Source organism: Asanoa ishikariensis (assembly GCF_900107455.1).
Lineage (GTDB): Bacteria > Actinomycetota > Actinomycetes > Mycobacteriales > Micromonosporaceae > Asanoa > Asanoa ishikariensis.
This window is the reverse complement of record NZ_FNQB01000003.1, coordinates 647,782-669,860: the sequence shown is the minus strand read 5'-3', so window position 1 is coordinate 669,860 and position 22,079 is coordinate 647,782. Positions and strand designations below refer to the sequence as shown.

The window sequence follows — 22,079 nt, the reverse complement described above, 5'->3', positions numbered from 1 at the left end:
GCACTCACGGTAGGTGTGCTGATCCTGCCATAGGGCCCGGACAAATCCTCGCGTGGTGGTTTAGCAGCGATGATTACGGTAAGTCAACGGTCATTGCACAAACTGTGGTCAATCCTCACGAACAGGACGTAGTGATGACGCAGACTGCCAGCAGGATGGACCAGCGGTCCGATACCCAACAGCACATTCGCGGCGGTGGCCAGGACGGTGACGGCCGGATCACCGTGGCCGACGGCGTGGTGCAGAAGATCGCCGGAATGGCCGCGCGGGAGGTGTCCGGCGTGTACGCCATGGGCTCCGGGGCCGCGCGGACAATGGGCGCGGTGAAGGACGCCATGCCCGGCACCGGCTCGAGCCCCAGTCAGGGCGTCGGGGTCGAGGTGGGCGAGAACGAGGCCGCCGTCGATCTTGACATCGTGGTGGAGTACGGCATCTCCGCCAACGAGCTCGGCCGGGGCATCCAGCGCAACGTGAAGTCGTCGATCGAGCGGATGACCGGGCTCGACGTGGTCGAGGTGAACGTCAACATCAACGACGTGCACCTGCCGGACGACAGCGAAGGCCTGACGAGCGGCAGTGGAAGCGGGAGCGGGAGCTTCAGCACCAACGCCAGCAGCAGCGGCGGCCAGGCTCGGGTGTCGTGAGCGTTCAGGCGATGACCGACGCCATGGTCGACGGTGTCGATATCGACAAGCTCGCGGCCGCCGCGGAGGACTGCCCGGCCGTCGACGCACTCGTCGAGGGTCCGCCGGCGATGGCCGCCACGTATCTTCCCCGGCGCCGGGTCACCGGGATCCGGATCGAAGATGACGTGGTGACCATCCAGGTGCGGCTCCGATGGGAGTCGACGGTCGGGCAACTGGCCCGACAGGTCTGGTCGGCGGTGCGCCCGCTGGCCGGCGGGCATCGGGTCGACATCGTGGTCGCCGACATCACGGCGCCAGCCACGGGGGGTTGAGGGAAATGACCAAGACAATTTTCGGTACGGCGATCGGCATCGCGCTCGGCTTCGCCGTGGCGTTCGGAAACTTCGGGGATCTGGCCCTCGTCGGGCTGTTCGCGCTCGTCGGCTACGGCGTCACCAAGGTGGTCACCGGCCGCATCGACGTCGGCGCGACGATGCAGCCGCTGCAGCGCCGCTTCCAGCGGAGCAACCTGTCGCGGAGCAACCAGTGACCCAGGATCGGCCCGTGCGCACCACGCAGCCGACGACGACGCCGCGGATGGAGAGTCCCCTGGCGGAGGCGTCGCGGGTGCTGCCCGAACCCGACTATCTCGGCGACGTCGTCATCTCCGAGCGGGTGGTGGCCAAGATCGCGTCGCAGGCCGTCTACGAGACGCCGCGCGCCGGCGCGGCCGCGCCGAGGATGTTCGGCAGCGTCATGCCGGGCGCCGGCCACATGGGCATTCGTGCCTCCGATCTCGCGGCCCGGCCGAAGACCAGCGCGCAGATCGACTCGTCGGTGGTCTACGTCGACATGGCGATCAGCGTCCGCTGGCCCGAGTCGCTCGCCGACGTGACCGAGCGGATCCGGGACACGGTCGAAGACCGGATCAAGGCGTGGACCGGGCTGACCGTGGCCCGGGTACGCATTTCCGTGACCGACCTCGTCGCCTGACGGAGAGTTCCCGATGAAGAAGCTCAACCGGATCCTCGCGATCCTCTTCTCGCTCGGCTTCATCTTCCTGGCCGTCCTGATCGTCGTCGAGCTGATCTTCGAGCGGGCCGGTGCCGGCCCGGCGATCGTCAACTGGCACGGCATCTACGACTGGATGGGCAGCCACACCTGGGAGTCGCGGAGCGTACGGATCATCGGCGGGCTCTGCGCCCTCGGCGGTCTCGTGCTGCTCGGACTGCAGCTCATCCCGCGCAAGAAGGAGCGGCTGAAGGTGAGCGGCGGACGCGACGAGATCGACGCGGCGATCGACCGGCGCAGCGTGGTGCGCACCGTGCAACAGGCGGTCGGCGACATCGACGGCATCAGCCAGGCCCGGGTGGCGCTGCACGGCAACAAGGTCACCGTCGACGCACGGCGGCGGGCCGAAGCCTCCGAGGGGATCACCACCCAGACGGTCGCGGACGCGACCCACCGGGCGGTCGACGAACTGCACCTGCGCCGACCACCCCGGATCACGATCAAGCTGGCGACGGCGAGGGAGCGGTGATGCGCGGACACGCCGACCGGACCAACCGGACGATCATGATCGTGCTCGGCGCGATCTTCGCCGCCATCGGTGGCGCCATCATCGCGGCCAACACCGGGCTGTTCGCCAGCGGTTTTCCGCAGCGGACGCTGTTGGAGAACCCGGCCGTGGCGTGGATCGGCGGGCACAGCACCTGGTTCTGGCCGATCGCCGCCGCGGCCGCCACGGTGCTCGGTGCGCTGGCGCTGTTCTGGTTGATCAAGATTCTGCGCGGGCCGCCGAAGGCACACGACATCTCGATCGACGGCAGCGCGCGGACGACCGTGGGCGCGACCGCGCTGCGCGACGCGCTGACCAACGAGATCCAGAGCTACCGCGGTGTCGACGCGGCCAGGGTGCGGGTCTACGGCGACCCGATCCAGCCGCGGCTCGGCGTCAAGGTCAACCTCACCGCGGACGCGCGGGTCGCCGAGGTGCGCAACCGGATCGAGCAGCAGGCCCTGGCGCACGCCCGCGAGGCCCTGGACGCACCGCAGATGCCGGTCACGTTGGACCTGGGCGTCAGCAAGAAGAGTGGGCCGCGCGTCGAGTAACCCGACCGTGAAAACAACGAAGGGCGAGGAGATTCTCTCCTTGCCCTTCTTAACGTATAACGCATTGGGGGGCTTGCGGCAAGACCCGTGCCGTACCGCAGAATCGTCGGCTCGGAGGTGTCGCAATGCGCGAACGGTACGTTTTGGATCTGAACGAGGTCGGCGATACGCAGGTCGCCGTCGTCGGCGGCAAGGGTGCACACCTGGGGGAGCTGTCGAGAATCGACGGCATCGTCGTGCCCGCCGGCTTCTGCGTGACGACGGATGCCTTCCGGCAGATCATGCCGTCGATCGACGACAAGCTGGCGCGCCTGGACCCGGACGACCGGCAGGCGCTCGGCGCGCTCAGCGCCGAGATCCGCCGGACGATCGAAGCGGTCGACATTCCCGAGGAGATCGCGGCGGCGGTCAGCGCCGCGATCGAGCAGGACACGGCCTACGCCGTCCGGTCCAGTGCGACCGCCGAGGACCTGCCGACAGCGTCGTTCGCGGGCCAGCAGGACACCTACCTGAACGTCGTGGGCACCGCGGCGATCCTCCAGCACATCCGCCGGTGCTGGGCGTCGCTGTTCACCGAGCGGGCCGTCACGTACCGCATCCGGAACGGTTTCGACCACCGCAAGGTCCACATGGCCGTGGTGGTGCAGCGGATGGTCTTCCCGCAGGCGTCCGGCATCCTGTTCACGGCCGACCCGGTCACGGGCGACCGCACGGTCTCCGCCGTAGACGCCGGCTTCGGCCTCGGCGAGGCGATGGTCTCCGGGCTGGTGAACCCGGACGTCTTCAAGGTGCGCGCGGGTGCGGTCGTCGCCAGGGAGATCTCGGCCAAGCAGGTCGCCATGCACGCCCTGCCACAGGGCGGAACCGAGGTCGTAACGCTGGACCCGGGGGAGCGGCACCAGCCCGCCCTCACGGACGTCCAGGTCGTGCGGCTCGCCGCGCTCGGGCGACGGATCGAGGCGCACTTCGGCCGCCCGCAGGACATCGAATGGTGCCTGGTCGACGACGCCTTCCAGATCGTGCAGAGCCGGCCCATCACCACGCTGTTCCCCGTGCCCGAGCAGGCCGGCGACGGAAGCAACCACGTCTACCTGTCGGTCGGACACCAGCAGATGATGACCGACGCCATGAAGCCGCTGGGCTGGTCGATGTGGCAGCGCACGGCCATGGCGCCGATGCTCGAGGCCGGCGGGCGCCTGTGGGTCGACGCCATCCGCGTGCTGTCCACGCCGGCGGGCCGCGCCGGCTTCCTGACGATGGTGGGCCGGGCCGATCCGCTGACCGGGGACGCGCTGGAGACGGTTCTCGACCGGGACGACTTCGTCCCGACGCTGCCGGACGCCGCGCCCTCCGGGCCGCGGGTCGTGGCCCCTCCCGAACCGATCGCGAACGACCCGGCCATCGTCACGGAGCTCGTCGTCCGCAGCGAGGCCTCGCTGGCCGCCCTGCGGCGCGACATCGCCACGAAGACCGGACCAGCGCTCTTCGACTTCCTGCGGGAGGCCTTCGAGGAGCACAAGAGGGTCCTCGCCGACCCGTTGAGCATTCAGGCGATCATGGCGGGGATGGAGGCCACCTGGTGGCTCAACGACCACCTGCTGGAATGGCTGGGTGAGCGGAACGCGGCCGACCGGCTCACCCTGTCCGCGCCCGGCAACATCACGGCGGAGATGGGGCTGGCGCTGCTCGACGTGGCCGACGCCATCCGCCCGCATCCGGACGTCGTGGCGTTCCTGCGGGGCGTGACCGACGACGGGTTCCTGGACGAGCTGCCCAAGCTCGCCGGTGGGGTCGAGGCGCGCGACGCCATCGACTCCTATCTGGACCGGTACGGCATGCGCTGCGTCGCCGAGATCGACATTACGAGGCCACGGTGGAGCGAGCAGCCCAGCGCTCTGGTGCCGCTGATCCTCGACAACGTCACCTTCTTCGCGCCGGGCGCCGCCGCGCGACGCTTCGAGGAGGGACGACAGGCGGCGGAGGAGAAGCGGACGGAGCTGCTGTCCCGCCTGCGCGACCTGCCGGACGGTGCGGAGAAGGCCGACGAGACCGCGCGGATGATCGACCGGGTCCGGATCTTCACCGGCTACCGGGAGTACCCGAAGTACGGCATCATCGCCCGCTACTTCGTCTACAAGCGGGCCCTCATGGCGGAGGCCGACCGCCTCGTGCGGGCCGGGGTGCTCGCGGCGCCGGAGGACGTCTTCTACCTCACGCTCCAGGAATTCCACGAGGTCGCGCGGACCAACCAGGCGGACGACGGGCTCGTCGCGCGGCGCCGGGAGGAGTTCCGGTCGTACCAGGCGCTCACCCCGCCAAGGGTCCTGACCTCCGACGGCGAGGTGCTCAACGGCGCCTACCGGCGCGACGACGTGCCGGTAGGCGCCCTGGTCGGCGTGCCGGTCTCCGCGGGCACCATCGAGGGCCGCGCCCGGGTCATCCTCGACCTGGCCCAGGCGGACCTAGAGCCGGGCGACATCCTCGTCACGGCCTTCACGGATCCGAGCTGGTCGCCCCTGTTCGTCGCGATCACCGGTCTGGTGACCGAGGTCGGCGGGCAGATGACGCACGGCGCGGTGATCGCCCGGGAGTACGGACTGCCGGCCGTCGTCGGTGTGCCCGGCGCGACCCGGCTGATCGCCGACGGACAGCGGATCCGCCTGCACGGAACGGACGGCTACATCGAGCTCCTGGAGTGACGTAGGTTGCCGGTAGAGGAGGCGACATGAGCGAGCTCGCGTACGCCAGTGGACCGTCCGACACCACGCTGCTGGCCGACACCATCGGGCAGAACCTGGCCCGCACCGCCGCCCGCTTCCCCGACCGCGAGGCCCTGGTCGACGTGCCCAGCGGCCGCAGGTGGACCTACCGCGAGCTGGCCGCCGACGTGGACGAGCTGGCCCGGGCCCTGCTGGCGATCGGCGTCGGCAAGGGCGACCGGGTCGGCATCTGGGCACCGAACCGTCCGGAGTGGGTGCTCGTCCAGTACGCCACCGCCGCGATCGGCGCGATCATGGTCAACATCAATCCGGCGTACCGGCGGCACGAGGTCGGTTTCGTGCTCCGCCAGTCCGGGATCTCGGTGCTGGTCTCCGCGCTCACGCACAAGGGCAGCGACTACCGCGAGATGGTCGAGTCCGTGGCCGGGGAGTGCCCCGCGCTGCGTACCGTCGCCTATCTCGACGACCCGAGCTGGACCGACCTGGTGTCCCGCGCCGCCGACGCGACCGCGGCCGACCTCGACGCCCGCGCCGCGACGCTGACCAGCGACGACCCGATCAACATCCAGTACACCTCGGGGACGACCGGGTTCCCCAAGGGCGCGACGCTCTCGCACCACAACATCCTCAACAACGGCTACTTCGTCGGCGAGCTGTGCAACTACACGGAGGACGACCGGATCTGCGTCCCGGTGCCCTTCTACCACTGCTTCGGCATGGTGATGGGCAACCTCGCGGCCACGTCGCACGGCGCGTGCATCGTCATCCCGGCGCCGGCGTTCGAGCCGGCCGCGACCCTCGCCGCCGTCGCGGCCGAGCGGTGCACCTCGCTCTACGGGGTGCCGACCATGTTCATCGCCGAGCTCGACCTGCCCGACTTCGCCGACTACGACCTGAGCAGCCTGCGCACCGGCATCATGGCCGGCTCGCCGTGCCCGGTCGAGGTGATGAAGAAGGTGGTCGACCGGATGCACATGTCGGAGGTGTCGATCTGCTACGGCATGACCGAGACCTCGCCGGTGTCGACACAGACCCGCGTCGACGACGACCTCGACCGGCGCACCGGCACGGTCGGCCGGGTCCTGCCGTTCCTCGAGGTCAAGGTCGTCGACCCGGCGACCGGGGTGACGCTGCGGCGGGGCGAGCCGGGGGAGCTGTGCACCCGCGGCTACTCGGTGATGCTCGGCTACTGGGACGAGCCGGAGAAGACGGCCGAGGTGCTCGACTCCGCCCGCTGGATGCACACCGGCGACCTGGCGTCGATGCGGGCCGACGGCTACGTCAACATCGTGGGCCGGATCAAGGACGTGATCATCCGTGGCGGGGAGAATGTTTACCCGCGCGAGATCGAGGAGTTCCTCTACCGCCACCCGAAGATCTCCGACGTGCAGGTGATCGGCGTACCCGACGGGAAGTACGGCGAGGAGGTCATGGCCTGCGTGATCCTGCGCGACCCGGGTGACGCGCTGACCCTCGACGAGGTGCGCGCGTTCTGCCAGGGTCAGCTCGCCCACTACAAGGTGCCGCGCTACGTCCGGGCGGTCGAGTCGTTCCCGATGACGATCAGCGGCAAGGTACGCAAGGTCGAGATGCGTGAGTGGGCGGTCGGCGAGCTGGGCCTGTCTACTGTAGATTGACGCGCCGTGGGATACCACGTGCTGCCCTCGGGGCGCCTTCACCTGCCGGCTTCGGACGACGCCGCCGCTGTAGTGGCCGTCAAGGCCGCCTGGGCCGGGCTGAAGCGCCCGTTCGACCCGGCCGGCTGGCCTCCGGACGACACCCTGAGCGACATCGCGTGGGCCGCCGCCGCCTCGGTCACCCGCGACGGCGACTCGATCGAGCTTGGCCACGACGACGAGGGCGATCCCAAGTGGTCGGACACGTCGACCGCCTTCTACGTCGCCATCGCGCCGTTCGTGCGGTCGGGAACCGTCGACATCGAAGGCGAGGACGGCGCGACCTGGTCCTACACGTACGGGGGCGGGAAGATCACCCAGGACGGCTGGAACGGGTGGGACGGCGCCATCGAGCCGTTCGGCGAGCCCGTGGCGTTCCCCTCGGAGTGACGGACGGACGTGGGGGCGGCCCGAACCGGGCCGCCCCCACCGATCCGATCTACTCGCCGAAGTCGCCGAAGTCTCCTCCGTCGTCCTCGAACGCCTCTTCGATCATCTCACCGGCGATCATGCCGCCCGCGACGCCGAGCGCCGCGCCCGCGACCATGCCGCCCATCCCGCCGCCGCGGTGGCCGCCGTGCCCGTGGCTCTTGCCGTGGCCGCCCATGCCGGCGAAGCCGCCGCGGCTGGCGAAGAACGTCTGCCGCGCCTCGACCGCCTGCCGCACCCAGCCGTCGACGACCTGCGCCCAGTCGGCGGTGTCGGCGTGGGAGTGCGGCACGGTGTAACGCCCGTAGGCGTCGTGACCGCCGACGAACATGCCGCCGCGCTTGTCGAACTCGAGCACCACCTCGACGGTCTGCGGGTTGGCGACGAACGTCAGCTCCACCTCGCTGATGCCGTGCGCGTACTGCGGACCCGGGTAGAACTCGATCTCCTGGTAGAACGGCAGGCTCTGGTGCACGCCGTGCAGCCGGCCGTATTCGAGGTCGGCGCCCTTGAACCGGAAGCCGAGCCGGCTGAACGCCTCCAGGATGCGCTCCTGCACCGGCAGCGGGTGCACCGCGACGTGGTCGAGGTCGCCCTTGTCGATCGCGCGGTCGATCGCCACCTCGGTGCGCAGGCCCATCGTCATGCCGTGCAGGCGCTGCCCGTAGACGTCGGTGACCGGCGTCTCCCACGGCATGTCGACCTGGAAGGGGATCGAAAGCTGCTGGCCCGCCGCCAGCTTGGTGCGCCCGGCCACGGCGGTGCGGTGGAACTCGCCGACCGTGCTGTGGTCGCCGCCGTGCGGGCTGTCCACCTCGATCCGGGTGACCAGGCCGAGCGTGATGTGCGCGAGCTCCACGTCGTTCTTGCCGCCGGTCAGGTTGACCTGGCCGGTGAGCGGCAGGCCCGGGCGGGTGTTGGGGTTGGACAGCACCGTGTCGACGCTGGGCCCGCCGACACCGAGGGCGCCCAACATCTTCTTGAAGACCACGTTGTTCTCCTGAATCGTCAGTCAGGGCCGCGATCCCGTTGAAGCGCAACACATTCCGCGTGGCGCTCCACATCGGAGGATGCGGCCGTGCGGGGGACCGTACCAGGCGAATCTGACAGTTCGCTGAGAGTGACGTCAGTACCGGTCGAGCTCGCTCGCGGGCGCCATCACGATCCGGGGCTTGGCCGCCGGGTCGAGCCAGCGCAGCACCTTGACCAGGTCGGACTCGACCAGCGCGACGCAACCCGCGGTCGAGCGGCCGGGCACCGACACGTGCAGGAAGATGCCGCTGCCGCGCGGCGGGTTGGCCTCGCGTACCGGAATGTTGTAGTTGATCACCGCGAAGTACCGGTACTGCGGGTTCGTCTCCCACAGGGCCTCGCTCGCGCCGCCCGGGTCGGCGCCGTGGAAGAACGAGTTGTAGCCGTCGGTGGCCGGGTTCTCGTTCCACCAGTCGTTCGCGACCAGCTTGTGGTAGCCGTAGCGGACACCCGGGTTGCCGGCGATCCCGTAGATCGTGCCGCCGAAGCTGTAGACGCCGGTCGGGGTCGTCAGGTCGCCCTCGACCTTGCTGTCCTTGAAGCCCTTGGTGCCGAGGCGGGCCGGCATCGAGTCGAACGCCGGCGTCCAGTTGCCGCCGCGCTTGCTGAACGCCTGCAACGTGCCGGTGCTCGTGCCGAAGCCGTTGGCCTTGACCACGATGACCTGGGTGGTGCCGGCCGGCAGCGTACGCAGCCGCGACGCGTCATTCGTCGTCTTGGAGCCGCCCGGTTTCGGAGTGGGCGGGCGGCTGGCCGTCGGCCTGGCGGTCGGGGTCGGGGTCGGCAGGTCAGCCCGACGGGCGAGTTGGTCGCGGGCCTCCACCAGGTCGGCCGCACCGGGCGCTTGCTCGACGGCGCCCTGCTCGCCGGTCACGGCACCGCAGGCCGAAAGGGCCAGCACGGTCAGGACTGCCAGCGCCGACCGCCGCAGTGCACGCACGCGAACCCCGATCCGTATCGTATGGACGATGGTGCGGTCGAAACCCTACCGGTTGGCAGTCCTGGCGGTGGCCCTGGCGATCACGGGCTGCGCTGGGCAACCGGCCGAATTCGCCGCGTGGTCACCGCCGCCGACCACCCAATCGGCGCCGGCGCCGTCCCCGTCATCGAAGGCTCCCTCTTTTTCCGCCGCCACCGAGAAGGTCACCGCCGCCGACCTCGGCGCGAGCTGGAAGGCCGGCTGCCCGGTCGGCCCGGCGAGCCTGCGCCTGCTGCGGCTGAGCTACTGGGGCTTCGACGACGAGCCGCACTCCGGCGCGATCGTCGTGCACAAGGACGTGGCGGCCGACGTGACCTCGGCCTTCCGCACGCTGTTCGCCAAGCGCTTCCCGATCAGGAGCCTGCGACCGGTCAGCGAGTACGGCGGCAGCGACGACAAGTCCATGGCGGCGGACAACACGTCGGCGTTCAACTGCCGCAACGCGGTGTCGTCAGGGAAGCCGTCCTGGTCGGTGCACGCGTACGGGAAGGCGATCGACGTCAACCCGGTGGAGAACCCGTACCTGTTCGGCGACGACGTCCTGCCGCCCGAGGGCCGCGAGTTCGTCGACCGCTCGCCGTACCGCCCGGGCATGGCAGTCAAGGGCGGCGTGCTGGTCAAGGCGTTCGCCGCGGTCGGCTGGAAGTGGAACGTCGGCGGCGCGAACCCGGACTACCAGCACTTCAGCACTACGGGCCGCTGAGACCGAAGCTCCGGAAGAAGCGTTCCGCGGCGGTGCGGTCGCCGGTCAGCTCCAGGTCGCCGGCGGCGATCGCGGTCGGCACGGTCAGGTCGGTGAAGACCAACCGCCACAACGTGGGTACGTCGGCCCGGACGGTCGCGTCCACGTCGGCGTGCGCGCCGCGGGTCACGCTGACCGAGTCGGCCGCCAGCACGACGTCGAACGCGTCGGCGCCCACCAGCAGCCGGACCGCCGGCGGCTCCGGCGACGGCCGGCGCAGCGCCTTGAGCAGCAGCATGAACGCGTCGGTGCTCATCTCCGGGCCGTGCCCGCCCGGCGCGTTGGCGCCCCACCGGCTGAGCTCGATCAGCACGGGCTCCAGCGCGCGGCCCCGGTCGGTCAGCTCGTAGGCCGAGGCGCTGACCGGCGGGCCGAGCTCGACCTTGCGCACCACGCCACTGTCCTCCAGCTCGCGCAGCCGCTGGCTGAGCACGTTCTGGCTGGCCTTGGGCAGGCCGGCGCGCAGGTCGCGGAACCGCTTGGGGCCGAAGACCAACTCGCGCACCACCAGCAACGCCCACCGCTCGCCGACCACGTCGAGGGCCAGGGCGGTGCCGCATTCGTCCTCGTAGCTGCGCTGTGACATGGATCAAGTGTACGAACCCGCACCGTCCAGTGCTAGTGTCACACTCACTGGTCCTAAATTAGGAGTGACACATGGACGCACTGCTCGGCCGCGTGCTCGACGCCCACGGTGGGCTCGACCGCTGGCGGAACCTCACCACGTTCACCGCCCGCATCACCTATGGCGGCCCGTTCTGGGAGTTCAAGGGCCACGCCGACTTCGCGGGTACGAGCCTCGTCGAGGCGAACCTGCAGGACGAGTGGATCCGCCACCGCGACGACGCCACCGGCCTCGAGCTCGTCTTCGACCGCGCGGCCGACCGCCTCACGATCACCGACCGCGACGGCGCCGTCGTCGAGAAGCTCGAGAGCCCCCGCTCGACCTTCGCCGGCTTCACCCCGGAGACGCCGTGGAGCCTGGCCCAGATCGGCTACTTCCGCGCGTACGCCACCTGGCACTACCTGGTCGAGCCCTACCTGTTCACCTGGGCGGGCGTCGAAGCCCACGAGGTCGAGCCGTGGACCGAGGGCGACGAGACCTGGCGGGTGCTGCGGGTCAGCTACCCCGAGACGATCCACACGCACAACGCGACCCAGCTCTACTACTACGACGAGGCCGGGCTGCTGCGCCGGATGGACTACGCACCCGACGTCAACGGGAGCACGCCCGTCGCGCACTACATCCGCGAGCACCGGGTCGTCGACGGCGTCCCGATTCCGACGCGGCGGCACATCCAGCTCCGGAACGACGACCGCACGCCGGACCTGTCCTGGACCCCGATCACCGTCGACCTGACGGACATCGCGCTACGCTGACGAACATATCTTCGTTGCGAAGATATCCTCGTGTCCGATACGTTGACGGGCATGCGTGAACCGACGTTCCTGATTCTCACGGCGCTCGCGCGCGCGCCGATGCACGGATACGGGCTGATCACCGAGGTCGCGGAGCTGTCCGGCGGGCGGGTCGAGCTGCGGCCGGGCACGCTCTACGGTGCGCTCGACCGGCTCGCCGACGACGGCCTGGTCGAGCGGGACCGCGAGGAGATCGTCGACGGCCGGGCGCGGCGCTACTACCGGCTCACCGACCGCGGCGAGACCGCGCTCGGCGCCGAGGTCGAGCGCCTGAGCCACACCGTGCGGGCCGCGCAGGCGCGCCTGTCCGCGCGGGCCACCCAGCGTCCGGCCGTCGCATGACCCGCCAACTGGGCGACCGCTATCGGTCGCTGCTGCGCTTCTACCCCGCGGACTACCGGGCCGAGCGCGGCGACGAGATCGTCGACACCTACCTCGACCTGGCCAGGCCAGGCCAGCGCCGGCCCAGCCGGGCCGACGTCGTGGACCTGGCCTCGGGTGGCGCCCGCCAACACCTGCGTGCCCGGCACGCACACGGCCTGGCCGACGCGCTGCCGTTCGCCGCGACCCTGGCGTTGTCGGCCGCGACGGCGCTGGCCGCTGTGTGGCTCGTCGCCGCGGAGACGGTCACCATTCCGGTGGGCGTGTTCTGGACGTCGGCCGGCCCGTTCGCGACGCTCGGCGCGGTGGCGTGGATCGTCTGGTTGCTGGCGTCGGTCGCGGCCCTGCTCGGCCGGGGGCGCCCGGTGGTGCTGCTGGCTCTCCTGGCCACCGTCGCGACGATCCCGGCCTCGGTGCTGACGCCGTACGCCCGGCCGCCGTTGTTCGTGCTCCTTCCGCAGGTCGCCCTCGGCCTCCTGGCCCTGTTCCTGCCCGCCCGGCGGGTGAGCTACGAGCCCGCCGTCGTCGGCCTTGCCGCCGCGGGGATCGCTGTGCTGGTCCGGACGGACTTCTTCTACTACAACCTGCTCGACGTGCTGGCGCTCGTGGCGCTGGGTCTCGCGTCGGCCGTGGCCGTGGCTGGTGTCGTCTTCACCGCGCGCGGCGACACCCGAGGCTGGTGGCCGTTCGTGCTCCTGCTCGGTCCGATCCTGCTGCTGGCTCTGACCCGGTTGAGCGAGTCGGGCCCGCAGCAGTGGCCGAAGTTCTCTGCCGCCGCCCTGACCGCGGTCGTGTCGATGGTGGTCGCGGTCGCCGCCGTCCCGGCCAGCCTGTGGCTGTCGGGCCGCCGGCGGCGCACCCGCTGCAGCGAATGCGGGCAGCGGACGGTCGGATGATCATGGCAGGATCGCCAGAGTGACAATCGTGGAGCTTCGGCAGTACACCCTTGTGCCCGGCGGCCGGGACACCCTCATCACGCTCTTCGACGCCAACTTCGTCGAGTCGCAGGAGGCCGAGGGGATGCGGGTCGTCGGCCAGTTCCGCGACCTCGACCGCCCCGACCGCTTCGTCTGGGTGCGCGAGTTCTCCTCGATGGCCGTGCGACAGGCGGCTCTCACCGGGTTCTACTCGGGACCCGTCTGGAAGGAGCACCGCGACGCCGCCAACGCGACCATGCTGGACTCCGACAACGTGCTGCTGATGCGGGCGATCGAGCCTTTCACGGGGTACGAGCCCCGCGACGCCCCACTCCGGCCGGGCCGGATCGTGGTGGCGGGGCTGTGCCCACTCGCCCACACCGACTACGCCGACCACTTCGACCGCGTGGTCCGGCCGGGGCTCGGGGCCACCCTGCTCGGCACCAGCCAGACGAGCCACGAGCCCAACACCTTCCCCGCGCTGCCGGTGCGGGAAGGGGAGGACGTCTTCGTGTGGTTCGCCCGCGTCGACGCGGGCGACGTCGACGCGTTCGCCGAGCGGGTGGCCGGCCTCGACACGTCCGGTCTGGCCGGACCGGTCGAGTTGCTGCGGCTCGCGCCCACCACGCGGTCCGCGCTGCGCTGACGCTTGCGCATGGGGACCATGCTGGCTCCATGTACGCGTTGCTCGCCCTGGCGTTGCTGGCCGCGCGGCTGTTGATCCGCTGGCTCGCGCCGCGGCACCCGGTGCGGTCCGCCACGCCACCCGACTATCCGGTGATCGCCCACCTGGTCGGCGGGCGGCGGCGCGTGGCGCTGGCCGCGATCGGGGCCGCCCGGGTCGCCGGCGCGATCGACGTGCTCCCGACCGGCACCGGCTTCCGCTTCGACCCCGGCCCAGCCGTGTCCGATGTGGAGCGGACGATGGCCAGGGTGTTCGGGCGAGGGTGGCGCTGGCCGCCGATCCGCGACTCGATCGAGGCCCGGATGGCGGCCCAGAAGGTCGCCGAGCACGCGGACGACCTCGGGCTCACCGGCACGCTGCGCGCCGTCCCGGCGCACGGGCTCGCGACGCTCGCGGTCGCGGCGGTGGCGGCCGGTCTCGCGTCCGCTGCCGCACCGTGGTGGGCGTTCGTCGCGCTGGTGCCCGCGTACGCGCTGCTGGTCCGGCCGACCCGGCGCGACTTCGCCGGCGAGGTCGTGGTCCGTTCGGTGCGCACCGCCCGCCCGGACCTGCATCCGTGGCGCCAGGCGTCGTGGACGGGCGTGACCCCGGCGTCCGCGGGGCTGGCGGTCGCGCTTTACGGCGCGACCGCGCTGCGCGCGATCGACAAGGAGTTCGCGCGGCGCCTCCTCGACCCCGTTCCCAGGCACCAGCGGCCCTGGCCGGTGGCGGCCGGCGGTGGCAGTGGCGACGCCGACGGCGGGTGCGGCGACGACGGCTGTGGTGACGGAGGCGAGTAGCGCCGACAATGGACGGCGTGCCAGACGTCATCAGCTTCGGTCGTCCGGACGACCGGCCCCGGCGGCCGACGCGCTGGGTCGTGGTGGCCGTCCTGGTCGCCGTCGCCCTGGGCGCGGTGACCGTGCTGGCTTTCCGCGACGGGCCGGGACCGCCACCGACGACGTCCGCCGCGAGCCCGAGCGCGACTCCTGCCGCGAGCCCGACCGTGACGTCGGCGCCGAGCGCGCCTGAGCATCCCGGCCCGCCCTGCCTCGCCGTCGGCTGGGGACAGCGCCCGGCGCCCCGCGTCTCGGTCGCGGGGCTGCGCATCGACCAGGCCACCAGCGCCGGGTCCGGCCTCGACCGCTGTGACCGCACGGCAATCGACGGGCCGTGGGCGGTCGTCGTGCGCGGACCCGGTGGCTCGCTCGGCCGCCAGAGCGCGGTGGTGACCTTCCCCGCCGCACCGCTGCGGTCGGGCCGCGCTGTCGCGGTGGGCGGCGTCGGGGCGCGAGCGGCGAGCGGCGTGGTCACGTGGCCGGTCGCCCGCAAGCACGCCCGCGTCCGGGGCGACCTGAGCGACGCCGAGCTGGTCAAGCTCGCCGCGCTCACCCGCGTGGTCGACGGCCGTCCGGTCGTGGACGCGCCCGCCGGGTTCACGGTGGTGGCCAGCGGGCCCTACCGGGCACCGTCCCTGCACGAGCTCCGCTACGGCGGCGCGGACGTCGGCGAGCAGGACACCCTGGGCGCGCTGGTCTACACCGGTGTGACCAGCGGCGGATGGTTCGAGGACCAGCTCTACACCGAAGCCACCCGAGACGGGGGCACGGTCGACGGGCAACCGGCCGTGCTGTCGGGCGTCGCGGGCGGCAGCGCGACGCTCGCGTGGGAGCCGGCGCCGGGGTTGGTGGCCTTCGTCGGTTACAGCGGCGGCGAGCCGGGCGACGCGGCCCTCGCGGCCCTGGGCCGCCTCGCCGAGCGAACCCGGGTCCTCGACACCGCCGCCTGGAAGGCGCTCGCCCCGGTCACCGCGGATCAGGCGATCGGGCTCGGCTGAATTACCGTTCTGGCCAGATTCGCGCCGTTTCCTGCCTATCGTCCATTGTGTGAGCGCCGGCCGGTGGACAGGCAGGGCCTCGCTGGGCGCGGGTCTCGTCCTGCTCGCGGCGGCCGTCGTCCCGGCGTGGTTGGGCCCGGCCGTCGCACCCGCGCAGCGCGACACCGCCTCTCCGTCCGCGCGGCCGGGGCCCGGCACCCCGATCGCCACGCTCGGCATCCCGCGCCTGGGCGCGCGGTGGACGGTCGTGGAAGGTGTCGACGCGGCGTCGATCGCGGACGCGCCCGGCCACTACCCGCAGACAGCACCGCCGGGCCAGGTCGGCAACTTCGCCGTCGCCGGACACCGCGTGCGGGGGCTGTTCTGGGACCTGGACCGGCTCGCACGGGGTGACGAGGTGGTCGTCGAATACGGGCCGCGCACCTTCACGTACACCGTCACCGGGTCGCGGGTCGTCGCACCGACCGCCGTCGAGGTCCTCGCGCCGGTGCCGGGCGAACCCCGCGCCACCGCCACGTCAGCGGTCCTCACGCTGACCACCTGCGAGCCGAAATGGTCCGACGCGCGGCGCCTCGTCGTCCACGCCGCCCTGCTTTTCCCTGGAGGGGAGCCCACGACATGATCCTGCTGCGTACGGCGATCGGCATCGGTTCCGCCGCGCTCACGCTCGCCCTGACCGGCGCCGCCGCGAGCGCCGTCGAGATCACCACCGCGACTCCGTCCGGGCCGACTTTGGCGGTGTCCGGCGGTGACGCGCGGCCCGGCACGACCGTCGTGGTCACCGGCGCCACCGGCAGCGGCCCGGAGATCGACGTGGCGTCCTGCGACGCACCGGTCGGCGCCGGCGGCACCTGGTCGTGCGAGCTGACCGGCCTGCGTCCGGGTGCGTGGACGCTCAACGCCGCCGGCACCGACGCCGACGGCCACGCCGAGACGACGCCCCTGCGCGGCCTCCAGGTCGGCCCGGGCGGCCCGCCGGTCGATCCGCCGGAGCTTGCCACGACGGGCGACTCACCCAACACACCGCTGGCGGTGGCCGGCGCCGCGCTGCTCGCGCTCGGCGCCGGCCTCCTCCACCGCATCCGCCGGTTACGCGTCGCGAAGCCGCAGTAGCAGGCCGCCGAGCAGCAGCGCGCCCGCCGACCACAGGGCCAGCACACCGAGGCCCGGCCACGGTCCGATCGGCAGGGCCGGCAGGTCGATCGTGTGCAGGATGGCCGAGCCGGCGTCGCTCGGCATGATCTGCCGCAGCCGGCGCTCCCAGTCCGGATCGGAGACCACCGCGACGAGGATCGGTGCCAGGTAGAGCACGCCGAGCACGACGCCGACCCCCGTCGGGGCGTCGCGCACCGCCGCCGCGATGCCGAGGCTGAGCAGCGCGACCAGCGTCAGGTAGAGCGCTGCGCCGGCGAACGCCCGCAGCGTCCCGCCGTCGGTCAGCGACAGCGGCGCGTAGCCGTGCGCCGCCGTGAAACCCCGCCCCGGCATGATCAGCCGCCCGGCCAGCCAGGCGCCGAGCACGCCGGGCACCGCCGCGGCGAGCGTCGCGCCGGCGACCACCACGCTCTTGGCACCCAGCAGGACCGCCCGGGACGGCGTCGCGGCCAGCGTCGTGCGGATCATCCCGGTCCGGTACTCGTCGCCGACCACCATGACCGCGAGCACCGCCACGACCGCCTGGCCGAGCTGCACCCCGGTCAGTGCGACCATCGGCGCGTCCACCCCGCAGCCGGCTCCCGCGCAGGTCACCGCGCCGGCCGCCGCCGCGCTCAGCGCCGTGGTCAGCACCGCCGCCAGGGCGACGAGCCAGAACGGGCCGGCGACGGTACGCAGCTTCGTCCACTCCGCGTACAACGCCGCGGTCATGCGCGGACCTCCCTTCGGTCGGCCCGGCAGGACCGCCAGGCGCTGAGTTGCCTGCGCTCGCTTCGCTCGCTCACGCGTCCCTCCGGCGCAGCAGGGCTGCGGCGATCACCAGCGCCACCGCGGTCCAGCCGCAGAGCACCGCGAAGCCACCCCAGGCCGGGAGCGGGAAGAAGCCGAACGCCGGCGTGTACGCCTGGTCCACCTGCGGCCACTCGGGAACTGTCTGCTGGACCGCGAACGCCGCCGCCGGCGTTATCCGCAGCACCCAGTCCGCGGTGGCGGCGGGCAGCACCGCCGCCGCCGAGAGGATGTAGGGCAGCGTGATGAGCACGACGACCGCGGCCACCGCACCCGCACCGCGCCGCAGGATCGTGCCGATCGCCAACGCCAGCACCGTCGCGACCGCGATCAGCGCCGCGGTGCCGACTACGATCCGCACCTGAGTCAGCGCGTCGGCCGGATAGTGGTTGGAGCCCCGGATCGCGGTGCCGACCAGCAGCGCGGCGGTCGACGCGACCAGGCCGACGGCGAACGTGACCGCGCCGAGCACGACCGACTTCGCGGCGAGCACCCGGACCCGGGACGGCGTCGCGGCGAACGTGGTGCGGACCATCCCGCGCCGGAACTCGGTGGTGACGAACAGGACGCCGAGCACGGCCAGCACGGTCAGCGCCATGAAGCCGCCGCTGAGCAACTGCTCCAGTTTCGGGCCGGTGCCGCCGTCGACCGGCGCGATGTCGCCCCCGCCGCGCAGGACGAACGTGTCGCCGTTGCGGGTGGAGGTGCTCTCCGGGCGGTTCGGCGAGTCGTCGGCGCCGACGCTCACCAGGTTCCAGTCGCCGCCCGCGCCGATGCCGGCCGCGGTCAGGTTGTCGAAGGTGCCCGTCGCGATCGCCCCACCGCCGATGACGCTGGTGCCGCCGAGGAACTGCTCGTACTCCTGGTGCGGTGGTGTGGCGACGAAGATCCCGGCGCTCATCGCACCGGTGGCGAGCGGCGCGCTGCCCACCGTCGTCCAGGCGGCGCCGTCGCTCGACGCGTACGCGGTGACCGTCCCGCCGCTGCGGACCAGCCGCAGCCAGCGTGCGTCGGTGGGACCGGCGAGGTCGTGGATGAAGTCGTGCTGCATCCGTACGCCATGGGATCCGGTCACCATCACCGCCGTGTAGGCCGAGCCCGACGTGGTGCCGGCCTTGATGATCAGGCCGGCCTTGGCCCATGGCTCGGGGGTCGCCTGCTCCTGTTCGTCCGGCACCGAGTCACCGGGCGTCGGCGGCCGCAGCGCGACGCCGGTCAGCGAGGGCACTCGCACCGTGAGCGTCCCGTCGCCGTCCAGCGGCTGCTGGAGGAACGTGAAGCCGTCGAGGACCGGCGTGCCGTCCGACGCGCGCGGAAGCGCGCCACGCGCGCCCGGCCCGCCGACGCGAGCGTCGGTGCCGGCGGCCGCCACGACGGCGAGGAGCACCATCAGCACGGCGGCGATGCCACACCCGATCAGCCAGCCGCGGACAGAGCGGAACTTGGTCAGCTCGGCCCGGATCAACCCGATCATCGGGCCACCTCCGTCGCCCGGAACTCGACCGCGTCCTTGGTCAGCTCCATGTACGCCTCCTCGAGCGTCGCCCGATGAGCGGCGATCTCCGAGAACGGGACACCGGCCTCGCTGAGCACGGTCACGACGCGATCGGCCGGCAGCCCGTCGACGGTCAGGGTGTCGCGCTCGGTCACCGCGACCGTGGCACCGACCCGGGCCAGCGCGGTCATCGCCTCGGTCCGGGCGACCGTACGCAACGTGACCCGGTCACTGGAGGCGGCGGCGATCAGGTCCGCGACGCTGGTGTCGGCGACCACCTTGCCCCGGCCCACGACCACCAGGTGCCCGGCGGTGTCCTGTAGCTCGCTCATCAGATGGCTGGAGACCAGCACGGCCCGGCCCTCGGCCGCCAGCGCGCGCAGGAAGCCGCGCATCCACCGGATTCCCTCGGGGTCGAGCCCGTTGAACGGCTCGTCGAGCATCAGCACCGGCGGGTCACCGAGCAGCGCACCGGCTACGCCGAGACGCTGCCGCATGCCGAGCGAGTAGCCGCCCGCCCGGCGCCGGCCCACGTCGGCCAATCCGGTCAGTTTGAGCACCTCGTCGACGCGCTGACCGCGCAGCCCCTGCGAGTGCGCCTGCCACAACAGGTGATCGCGCCCGCTGCGGGCGGGGTGCAGAGCGGACGCGTCCAGCAGCGCGCCGACGTGCCGCAGCGGCGTGCGCAGGCTGCGGTACGGGCGGCCCCCGACCAGCGCGGTGCCCGCGTCGACCCGGTCGAGACCGAGCACGACGCGCATGGTGGTGGACTTGCCGGCCCCGTTGGGCCCGACGAAAGCGGTGACCCGCCCCGGTGCGACGGTGAACGTCATCCCGTCCAGCGCGACGGTCGACCCGTACGCCTTGCGCAGGTCGTTGACCTCGATGGTGGCTTCCATGACACGTCACGCTACGAACCGGAGCGCCCCGGGTCGTCCCGCGTGGGAGCCATCTTCGGAGTCCCTGACGCGAGGGACGACCCCGGTCGTGGCTAAGGCGAGAATGGCAGCGTGAACCGGCCCGCGACCCCTCGGGCGGCCGTCGCCGCGCTGGCGGTGGCCGCCGCCGTCGAAGCGTTGGTGCGGTTCGCGCCGACGGACGTGGCAGGACCGTTCCTGGTGCTGCTGGCCGCGTTGGCGGTTGCCTCGACCGCGCCGCTCGCGCTGCGCAACGCGACGGCCGCCGCACTGCTGGTCACCGCCGCGTCGGTGGTGTCGCTGGCCGGTTTCGGGCTCTTCACGGTGGCCGGTTGGCTGGCCCAGCTCGTCGCCGCCTATCTCGTCGGTCGCCGCGGCCTCGTCGCCGCGGCGGTCCCGCTCGGTCTGCCGTACCTGGTGCTGGCCATCTTCACCCCGGTCGGTGTGGTGCTGGCCGCGCTCGTGCCGATGTGCGCCCTGGCCGGAGTGGCCCGCCGGGTCAGCCGGGCCGACGCGGCGCACCTGGCCGCCCAGGACGCGTTCGCCGGGACACTGGTCGAGCACACCGCGCGCGGCGAGCGGGCCAGGATCGCCCGTGAACTGCACGACGTGGTCGCGCACCACATTTCGATGATCTCCGTGCAGGCGGAGAACGCGCGGCTGACCACGCCCGGGCTGCCGCTGGCGGGCGCGGAGCGGTTCGCGGCGATCGGAGGCACGGCCCGCGCAGCGCTGACCGAGATGCGGCGGCTGCTGGGCGTGCTGCGCTCGGACGCACCGGCCGAGCCGGAACGCCAGCCGCAGCCGGGGTTGCGCGAACTGACGGCGTTGCTCGACGAGGCACGGGACGCGTCCGGTGCCGGCACCCGGCTGATCCTGCGGGGGCCACCCGTCCGGTTGGACCCTGGTGTCGAGCTCGCCGCGTACCGGATCGTCCAGGAGGCGCTGACCAACGCCCGCCGGCACGCACCCGGCGCCGCGGTCGACGTCGAGATCAGCTATCGCGCCGATGGGTTGGTGCTGCGGATCCGCGACAACGGCCCAGGAGCCGTGGCCCCCCTTTCTGGTGGCCATGGCCTCAGCGGCATGCGGGAACGCGCGGTAGCGGTCGGCGGCCGGCTCCGCACCGGAGTCTCGGGCCCCGCCGGCGGCTTCGTCGTCGAGGCCACCCTGCCCGTGCCGACCGAGGAGAACACATGATTCGCGTGGTGGTGGCCGACGACCACGAGGTGGTCCGCGGCGGCTTCGCCGGCCTGCTGGCCACCCAACCCGACATCGAGGTGGTCGGCACGGCGGCCGACGGCGCTGCGGCGGTCCGGGTGTGCGCGTCGTCTTCCCCGGACGTGGTCCTGATGGACGTGCGAATGCCCGGCATGGACGGCATCGAGGCGACCCGCCTGCTGACCGCGACGGCGGCCCACCCCCGGGTGCTGATCCTGACGACCTTCGACCTGGACGAGTACGTCTACGACGCGATCCGCGCGGGCGCCAGCGGCTTCCTGCTCAAGGACGTCCGAGCGGAGAGCCTGTTCGACGCGGTACGCGTGATCGCGGCGGGCGAGGCCCTGCTGGCGCCGACGGTGACCCGGCGACTGATCGGCGAGTTCGCCCGCCAGCACCGCCCGTCGTCCACGCGTCCGGTGGCGCTGTCGGCGCTCACACCGCGCGAGACCCAGGTGCTGCGCCTGGTCGCCGAGGGACTGTCCAATCCGGAGATCGCCGCCCGCCTGGTGGTCACGGAGGAAACGGTCAAGACCCACGTCAGCCGCATGCTGACGAAACTGGCCCTCCGCGACCGCACCCAGGCGGTGGTGGCCGCCTATGAGACAGGCCTCGTCGTGCCTCGTGTCTCCGGGCGAGCTGACGGCGAATGATGCGCGCGGCAGTGCCACGAGGCTGACCAGCTGATTGCCGCGCCGACGTGCGGCGCGCCAATTGAGCTTCTTATTCCGAAGTGGACCACCCGTTCGGGTGCGATGTCAGGCAGGTTCGTGGATCGAAGATCCGTTTACCGATGGATAGAGTCCGGTGATGTCGCACGTCGGACCGCCGACTCCACATCTCTACGTTTCCACGGGTCTCCGCTGGACCGCGCCACCCAACTGGCCCGAGGCGCCGGCACAGTGGACACCCGCGCCGGATTGGCGGCCCGATCCGCGGTGGGGGCCGCCGCCACCCGGTTGGGCTTT

At 72.0% G+C, this 22,079-nt stretch carries 26 protein-coding genes; 20 read left to right on the top strand and 6 right to left on the bottom strand.

Going from position 1 to position 22,079, the window contains the following annotated elements; translation table 11 throughout:
• Positions 1-134: 134 nt before the first annotated feature.
• From BLV39_RS27130 to BLV39_RS27090, 9 genes are all read left to right on the top strand, one after another.
• A complete protein-coding gene (locus BLV39_RS27130; protein WP_090798958.1) occupies positions 135-644 on the top strand; it encodes an Asp23/Gls24 family envelope stress response protein in 510 nt (169 codons plus the stop codon).
• An 11-nt stretch (positions 645-655) separates the two neighbouring features.
• Entirely contained in the window at positions 656-958 is a 303-nt protein-coding gene (locus BLV39_RS27125; protein WP_090798956.1) for a hypothetical protein, read from the top strand.
• Between the two features lie 5 nt (positions 959-963).
• Complete coding sequence (locus tag BLV39_RS27120; RefSeq protein WP_090798954.1) at positions 964-1,176, top strand: hypothetical protein; 213 nt, start codon at positions 964-966, stop codon at positions 1,174-1,176.
• Between the two features lie 14 nt (positions 1,177-1,190).
• The gene (locus tag BLV39_RS27115; RefSeq protein WP_143049899.1) at positions 1,191-1,619 is read left to right on the top strand and encodes an Asp23/Gls24 family envelope stress response protein; all 429 of its coding nucleotides are present in this window, start codon (positions 1,191-1,193) and stop codon (positions 1,617-1,619) included.
• A 13-nt stretch (positions 1,620-1,632) separates the two neighbouring features.
• Entirely contained in the window at positions 1,633-2,166 is a 534-nt protein-coding gene (locus tag BLV39_RS27110) for a DUF6286 domain-containing protein (RefSeq protein WP_090798951.1), read from the top strand.
• Positions 2,166-2,738, top strand: a complete 573-nt coding sequence (locus BLV39_RS27105; RefSeq protein WP_090798949.1) for an Asp23/Gls24 family envelope stress response protein — start codon at positions 2,166-2,168, stop codon at positions 2,736-2,738. Before BLV39_RS27110 ends, BLV39_RS27105 begins: the two co-directional genes overlap by 1 nt.
• Before the next feature lie 125 nt (positions 2,739-2,863).
• Positions 2,864-5,437, top strand: a complete 2,574-nt coding sequence (rph, locus tag BLV39_RS27100; protein WP_090798947.1) for a rifamycin-inactivating phosphotransferase — start codon at positions 2,864-2,866, stop codon at positions 5,435-5,437.
• A gap of 26 nt (positions 5,438-5,463) precedes the next feature.
• Positions 5,464-7,095 (top strand): AMP-binding protein, encoded by a 1,632-nt coding sequence (locus tag BLV39_RS27095; protein WP_090798945.1) that lies wholly within the window; start codon positions 5,464-5,466, stop codon positions 7,093-7,095.
• Positions 7,096-7,101: 6 nt separating this feature from the next.
• Entirely contained in the window at positions 7,102-7,524 is a 423-nt protein-coding gene (locus tag BLV39_RS27090; RefSeq protein ID WP_143049898.1) for a hypothetical protein, read from the top strand.
• Positions 7,525-7,573: 49 nt separating this feature from the next.
• Here the strand turns inward: BLV39_RS27090 and BLV39_RS27085 are convergent, their stop codons facing one another.
• Positions 7,574-8,554 (bottom strand): sporulation protein, encoded by a 981-nt coding sequence (locus BLV39_RS27085; protein ID WP_090798940.1) that lies wholly within the window; start codon positions 8,552-8,554, stop codon positions 7,574-7,576.
• A 135-nt stretch (positions 8,555-8,689) separates the two neighbouring features.
• The gene (locus BLV39_RS27080) at positions 8,690-9,535 is read right to left on the bottom strand and encodes a L,D-transpeptidase family protein (RefSeq protein ID WP_090798938.1); all 846 of its coding nucleotides are present in this window, start codon (positions 9,533-9,535) and stop codon (positions 8,690-8,692) included.
• Positions 9,536-9,563: 28 nt separating this feature from the next.
• Between BLV39_RS27080 and BLV39_RS27075 the strand changes: the two genes are divergently transcribed.
• Positions 9,564-10,277 (top strand): M15 family metallopeptidase, encoded by a 714-nt coding sequence (locus BLV39_RS27075; RefSeq protein WP_090798936.1) that lies wholly within the window; start codon positions 9,564-9,566, stop codon positions 10,275-10,277.
• Here the strand turns inward: BLV39_RS27075 and BLV39_RS27070 are convergent.
• Positions 10,264-10,902, bottom strand: coding sequence for a winged helix-turn-helix transcriptional regulator (locus tag BLV39_RS27070; RefSeq protein ID WP_090798934.1), 639 nt, complete (start codon positions 10,900-10,902; stop codon positions 10,264-10,266). The two genes, BLV39_RS27075 and BLV39_RS27070, sit on opposite strands and share 14 nt — an antisense overlap.
• A 71-nt stretch (positions 10,903-10,973) precedes the next feature.
• Between BLV39_RS27070 and BLV39_RS27065 the strand changes: the two genes are divergently transcribed.
• The 8 genes from BLV39_RS27065 to BLV39_RS43690 are packed head-to-tail and all read left to right on the top strand — an operon-like array spanning position 10,974 to position 16,647.
• Entirely contained in the window at positions 10,974-11,696 is a 723-nt protein-coding gene (locus BLV39_RS27065) for a hypothetical protein (protein ID WP_090798932.1), read from the top strand.
• Positions 11,697-11,747: 51 nt separating this feature from the next.
• On the top strand, positions 11,748-12,077 hold the full coding sequence (locus BLV39_RS27060; RefSeq protein WP_090798930.1) for a PadR family transcriptional regulator: 330 nt from the start codon (positions 11,748-11,750) through the stop codon (positions 12,075-12,077).
• Complete coding sequence (locus BLV39_RS27055; RefSeq protein WP_090798928.1) at positions 12,074-13,012, top strand: hypothetical protein; 939 nt, start codon at positions 12,074-12,076, stop codon at positions 13,010-13,012. The genes BLV39_RS27060 and BLV39_RS27055 overlap by 4 nt, the downstream gene beginning before the upstream one ends.
• A gap of 19 nt (positions 13,013-13,031) precedes the next feature.
• Positions 13,032-13,679 (top strand): NIPSNAP family protein, encoded by a 648-nt coding sequence (locus tag BLV39_RS27050; protein WP_090798926.1) that lies wholly within the window; start codon positions 13,032-13,034, stop codon positions 13,677-13,679.
• A gap of 29 nt (positions 13,680-13,708) precedes the next feature.
• Positions 13,709-14,497 (top strand): hypothetical protein, encoded by a 789-nt coding sequence (locus tag BLV39_RS27045; protein WP_090798924.1) that lies wholly within the window; start codon positions 13,709-13,711, stop codon positions 14,495-14,497.
• Between the two features lie 17 nt (positions 14,498-14,514).
• Complete coding sequence (locus BLV39_RS27040) at positions 14,515-15,534, top strand: hypothetical protein (protein ID WP_143049897.1); 1,020 nt, start codon at positions 14,515-14,517, stop codon at positions 15,532-15,534.
• Between the two features lie 49 nt (positions 15,535-15,583).
• Entirely contained in the window at positions 15,584-16,156 is a 573-nt protein-coding gene (locus tag BLV39_RS27035) for a class E sortase (protein WP_176985094.1), read from the top strand.
• On the top strand, positions 16,153-16,647 hold the full coding sequence (locus tag BLV39_RS43690; RefSeq protein ID WP_204082615.1) for an LPXTG cell wall anchor domain-containing protein: 495 nt from the start codon (positions 16,153-16,155) through the stop codon (positions 16,645-16,647). Before BLV39_RS27035 ends, BLV39_RS43690 begins: the two co-directional genes overlap by 4 nt.
• Here BLV39_RS43690 and BLV39_RS27025 read toward each other — a convergent pair.
• From BLV39_RS27025 to BLV39_RS27015, 3 genes are all read right to left on the bottom strand, one after another.
• Positions 16,624-17,400 (bottom strand): ABC transporter permease, encoded by a 777-nt coding sequence (locus BLV39_RS27025; protein WP_090798915.1) that lies wholly within the window; start codon positions 17,398-17,400, stop codon positions 16,624-16,626. The two genes, BLV39_RS43690 and BLV39_RS27025, sit on opposite strands and share 24 nt — an antisense overlap.
• A 70-nt stretch (positions 17,401-17,470) precedes the next feature.
• Positions 17,471-18,952 carry an ABC transporter permease subunit gene (locus BLV39_RS27020; RefSeq protein WP_090798913.1) on the bottom strand — a complete coding sequence of 494 codons (1,482 nt, stop codon included), beginning with the start codon at positions 18,950-18,952 and terminating at the stop codon, positions 17,471-17,473.
• Positions 18,949-19,872 carry an ABC transporter ATP-binding protein gene (locus tag BLV39_RS27015; protein WP_090798911.1) on the bottom strand — a complete coding sequence of 308 codons (924 nt, stop codon included), beginning with the start codon at positions 19,870-19,872 and terminating at the stop codon, positions 18,949-18,951. The genes BLV39_RS27020 and BLV39_RS27015 overlap by 4 nt, the downstream gene beginning before the upstream one ends.
• A gap of 111 nt (positions 19,873-19,983) precedes the next feature.
• Between BLV39_RS27015 and BLV39_RS27010 the strand changes: the two genes are divergently transcribed.
• Together BLV39_RS27010 and BLV39_RS27005 are read left to right on the top strand one after the other, a co-directional pair.
• The gene (locus BLV39_RS27010) at positions 19,984-21,090 is read left to right on the top strand and encodes a sensor histidine kinase (RefSeq protein ID WP_090798909.1); all 1,107 of its coding nucleotides are present in this window, start codon (positions 19,984-19,986) and stop codon (positions 21,088-21,090) included.
• Positions 21,087-21,764, top strand: a complete 678-nt coding sequence (locus BLV39_RS27005; protein WP_090798907.1) for a response regulator — start codon at positions 21,087-21,089, stop codon at positions 21,762-21,764. The genes BLV39_RS27010 and BLV39_RS27005 overlap by 4 nt, the downstream gene beginning before the upstream one ends.
• Positions 21,765-22,079 lie beyond the last annotated feature (315 nt).

Coding starts and splice junctions, on each gene's coding strand:
- BLV39_RS27075 (WP_090798936.1), top strand. CDS start 9,564: ATGGTGCGGTCGAAACCCTACCGGTTGGCAGTCCTGGCGGTGGCCCTG.
- BLV39_RS27065 (WP_090798932.1), top strand. CDS start 10,974: ATGGACGCACTGCTCGGCCGCGTGCTCGACGCCCACGGTGGGCTCGAC.
- BLV39_RS27005 (WP_090798907.1), top strand. CDS start 21,087: ATGATTCGCGTGGTGGTGGCCGACGACCACGAGGTGGTCCGCGGCGGC.
- BLV39_RS27025 (WP_090798915.1), bottom strand. CDS start 17,400: ATGACCGCGGCGTTGTACGCGGAGTGGACGAAGCTGCGTACCGTCGCC.
- BLV39_RS27015 (WP_090798911.1), bottom strand. CDS start 19,872: ATGGAAGCCACCATCGAGGTCAACGACCTGCGCAAGGCGTACGGGTCG.
- BLV39_RS27110 (WP_090798951.1), top strand. CDS start 1,633: ATGAAGAAGCTCAACCGGATCCTCGCGATCCTCTTCTCGCTCGGCTTC.
- BLV39_RS27055 (WP_090798928.1), top strand. CDS start 12,074: ATGACCCGCCAACTGGGCGACCGCTATCGGTCGCTGCTGCGCTTCTAC.
- BLV39_RS43690 (WP_204082615.1), top strand. CDS start 16,153: ATGATCCTGCTGCGTACGGCGATCGGCATCGGTTCCGCCGCGCTCACG.
- BLV39_RS27120 (WP_090798954.1), top strand. CDS start 964: ATGACCAAGACAATTTTCGGTACGGCGATCGGCATCGCGCTCGGCTTC.
- BLV39_RS27105 (WP_090798949.1), top strand. CDS start 2,166: ATGCGCGGACACGCCGACCGGACCAACCGGACGATCATGATCGTGCTC.
- BLV39_RS27060 (WP_090798930.1), top strand. CDS start 11,748: ATGCGTGAACCGACGTTCCTGATTCTCACGGCGCTCGCGCGCGCGCCG.
- BLV39_RS27020 (WP_090798913.1), bottom strand. CDS start 18,952: ATGATCGGGTTGATCCGGGCCGAGCTGACCAAGTTCCGCTCTGTCCGC.
- BLV39_RS27045 (WP_090798924.1), top strand. CDS start 13,709: ATGTACGCGTTGCTCGCCCTGGCGTTGCTGGCCGCGCGGCTGTTGATC.
- BLV39_RS27095 (WP_090798945.1), top strand. CDS start 5,464: ATGAGCGAGCTCGCGTACGCCAGTGGACCGTCCGACACCACGCTGCTG.
- rph (WP_090798947.1), top strand. CDS start 2,864: ATGCGCGAACGGTACGTTTTGGATCTGAACGAGGTCGGCGATACGCAG.
- BLV39_RS27125 (WP_090798956.1), top strand. CDS start 656: ATGACCGACGCCATGGTCGACGGTGTCGATATCGACAAGCTCGCGGCC.
- BLV39_RS27130 (WP_090798958.1), top strand. CDS start 135: ATGACGCAGACTGCCAGCAGGATGGACCAGCGGTCCGATACCCAACAG.
- BLV39_RS27070 (WP_090798934.1), bottom strand. CDS start 10,902: ATGTCACAGCGCAGCTACGAGGACGAATGCGGCACCGCCCTGGCCCTC.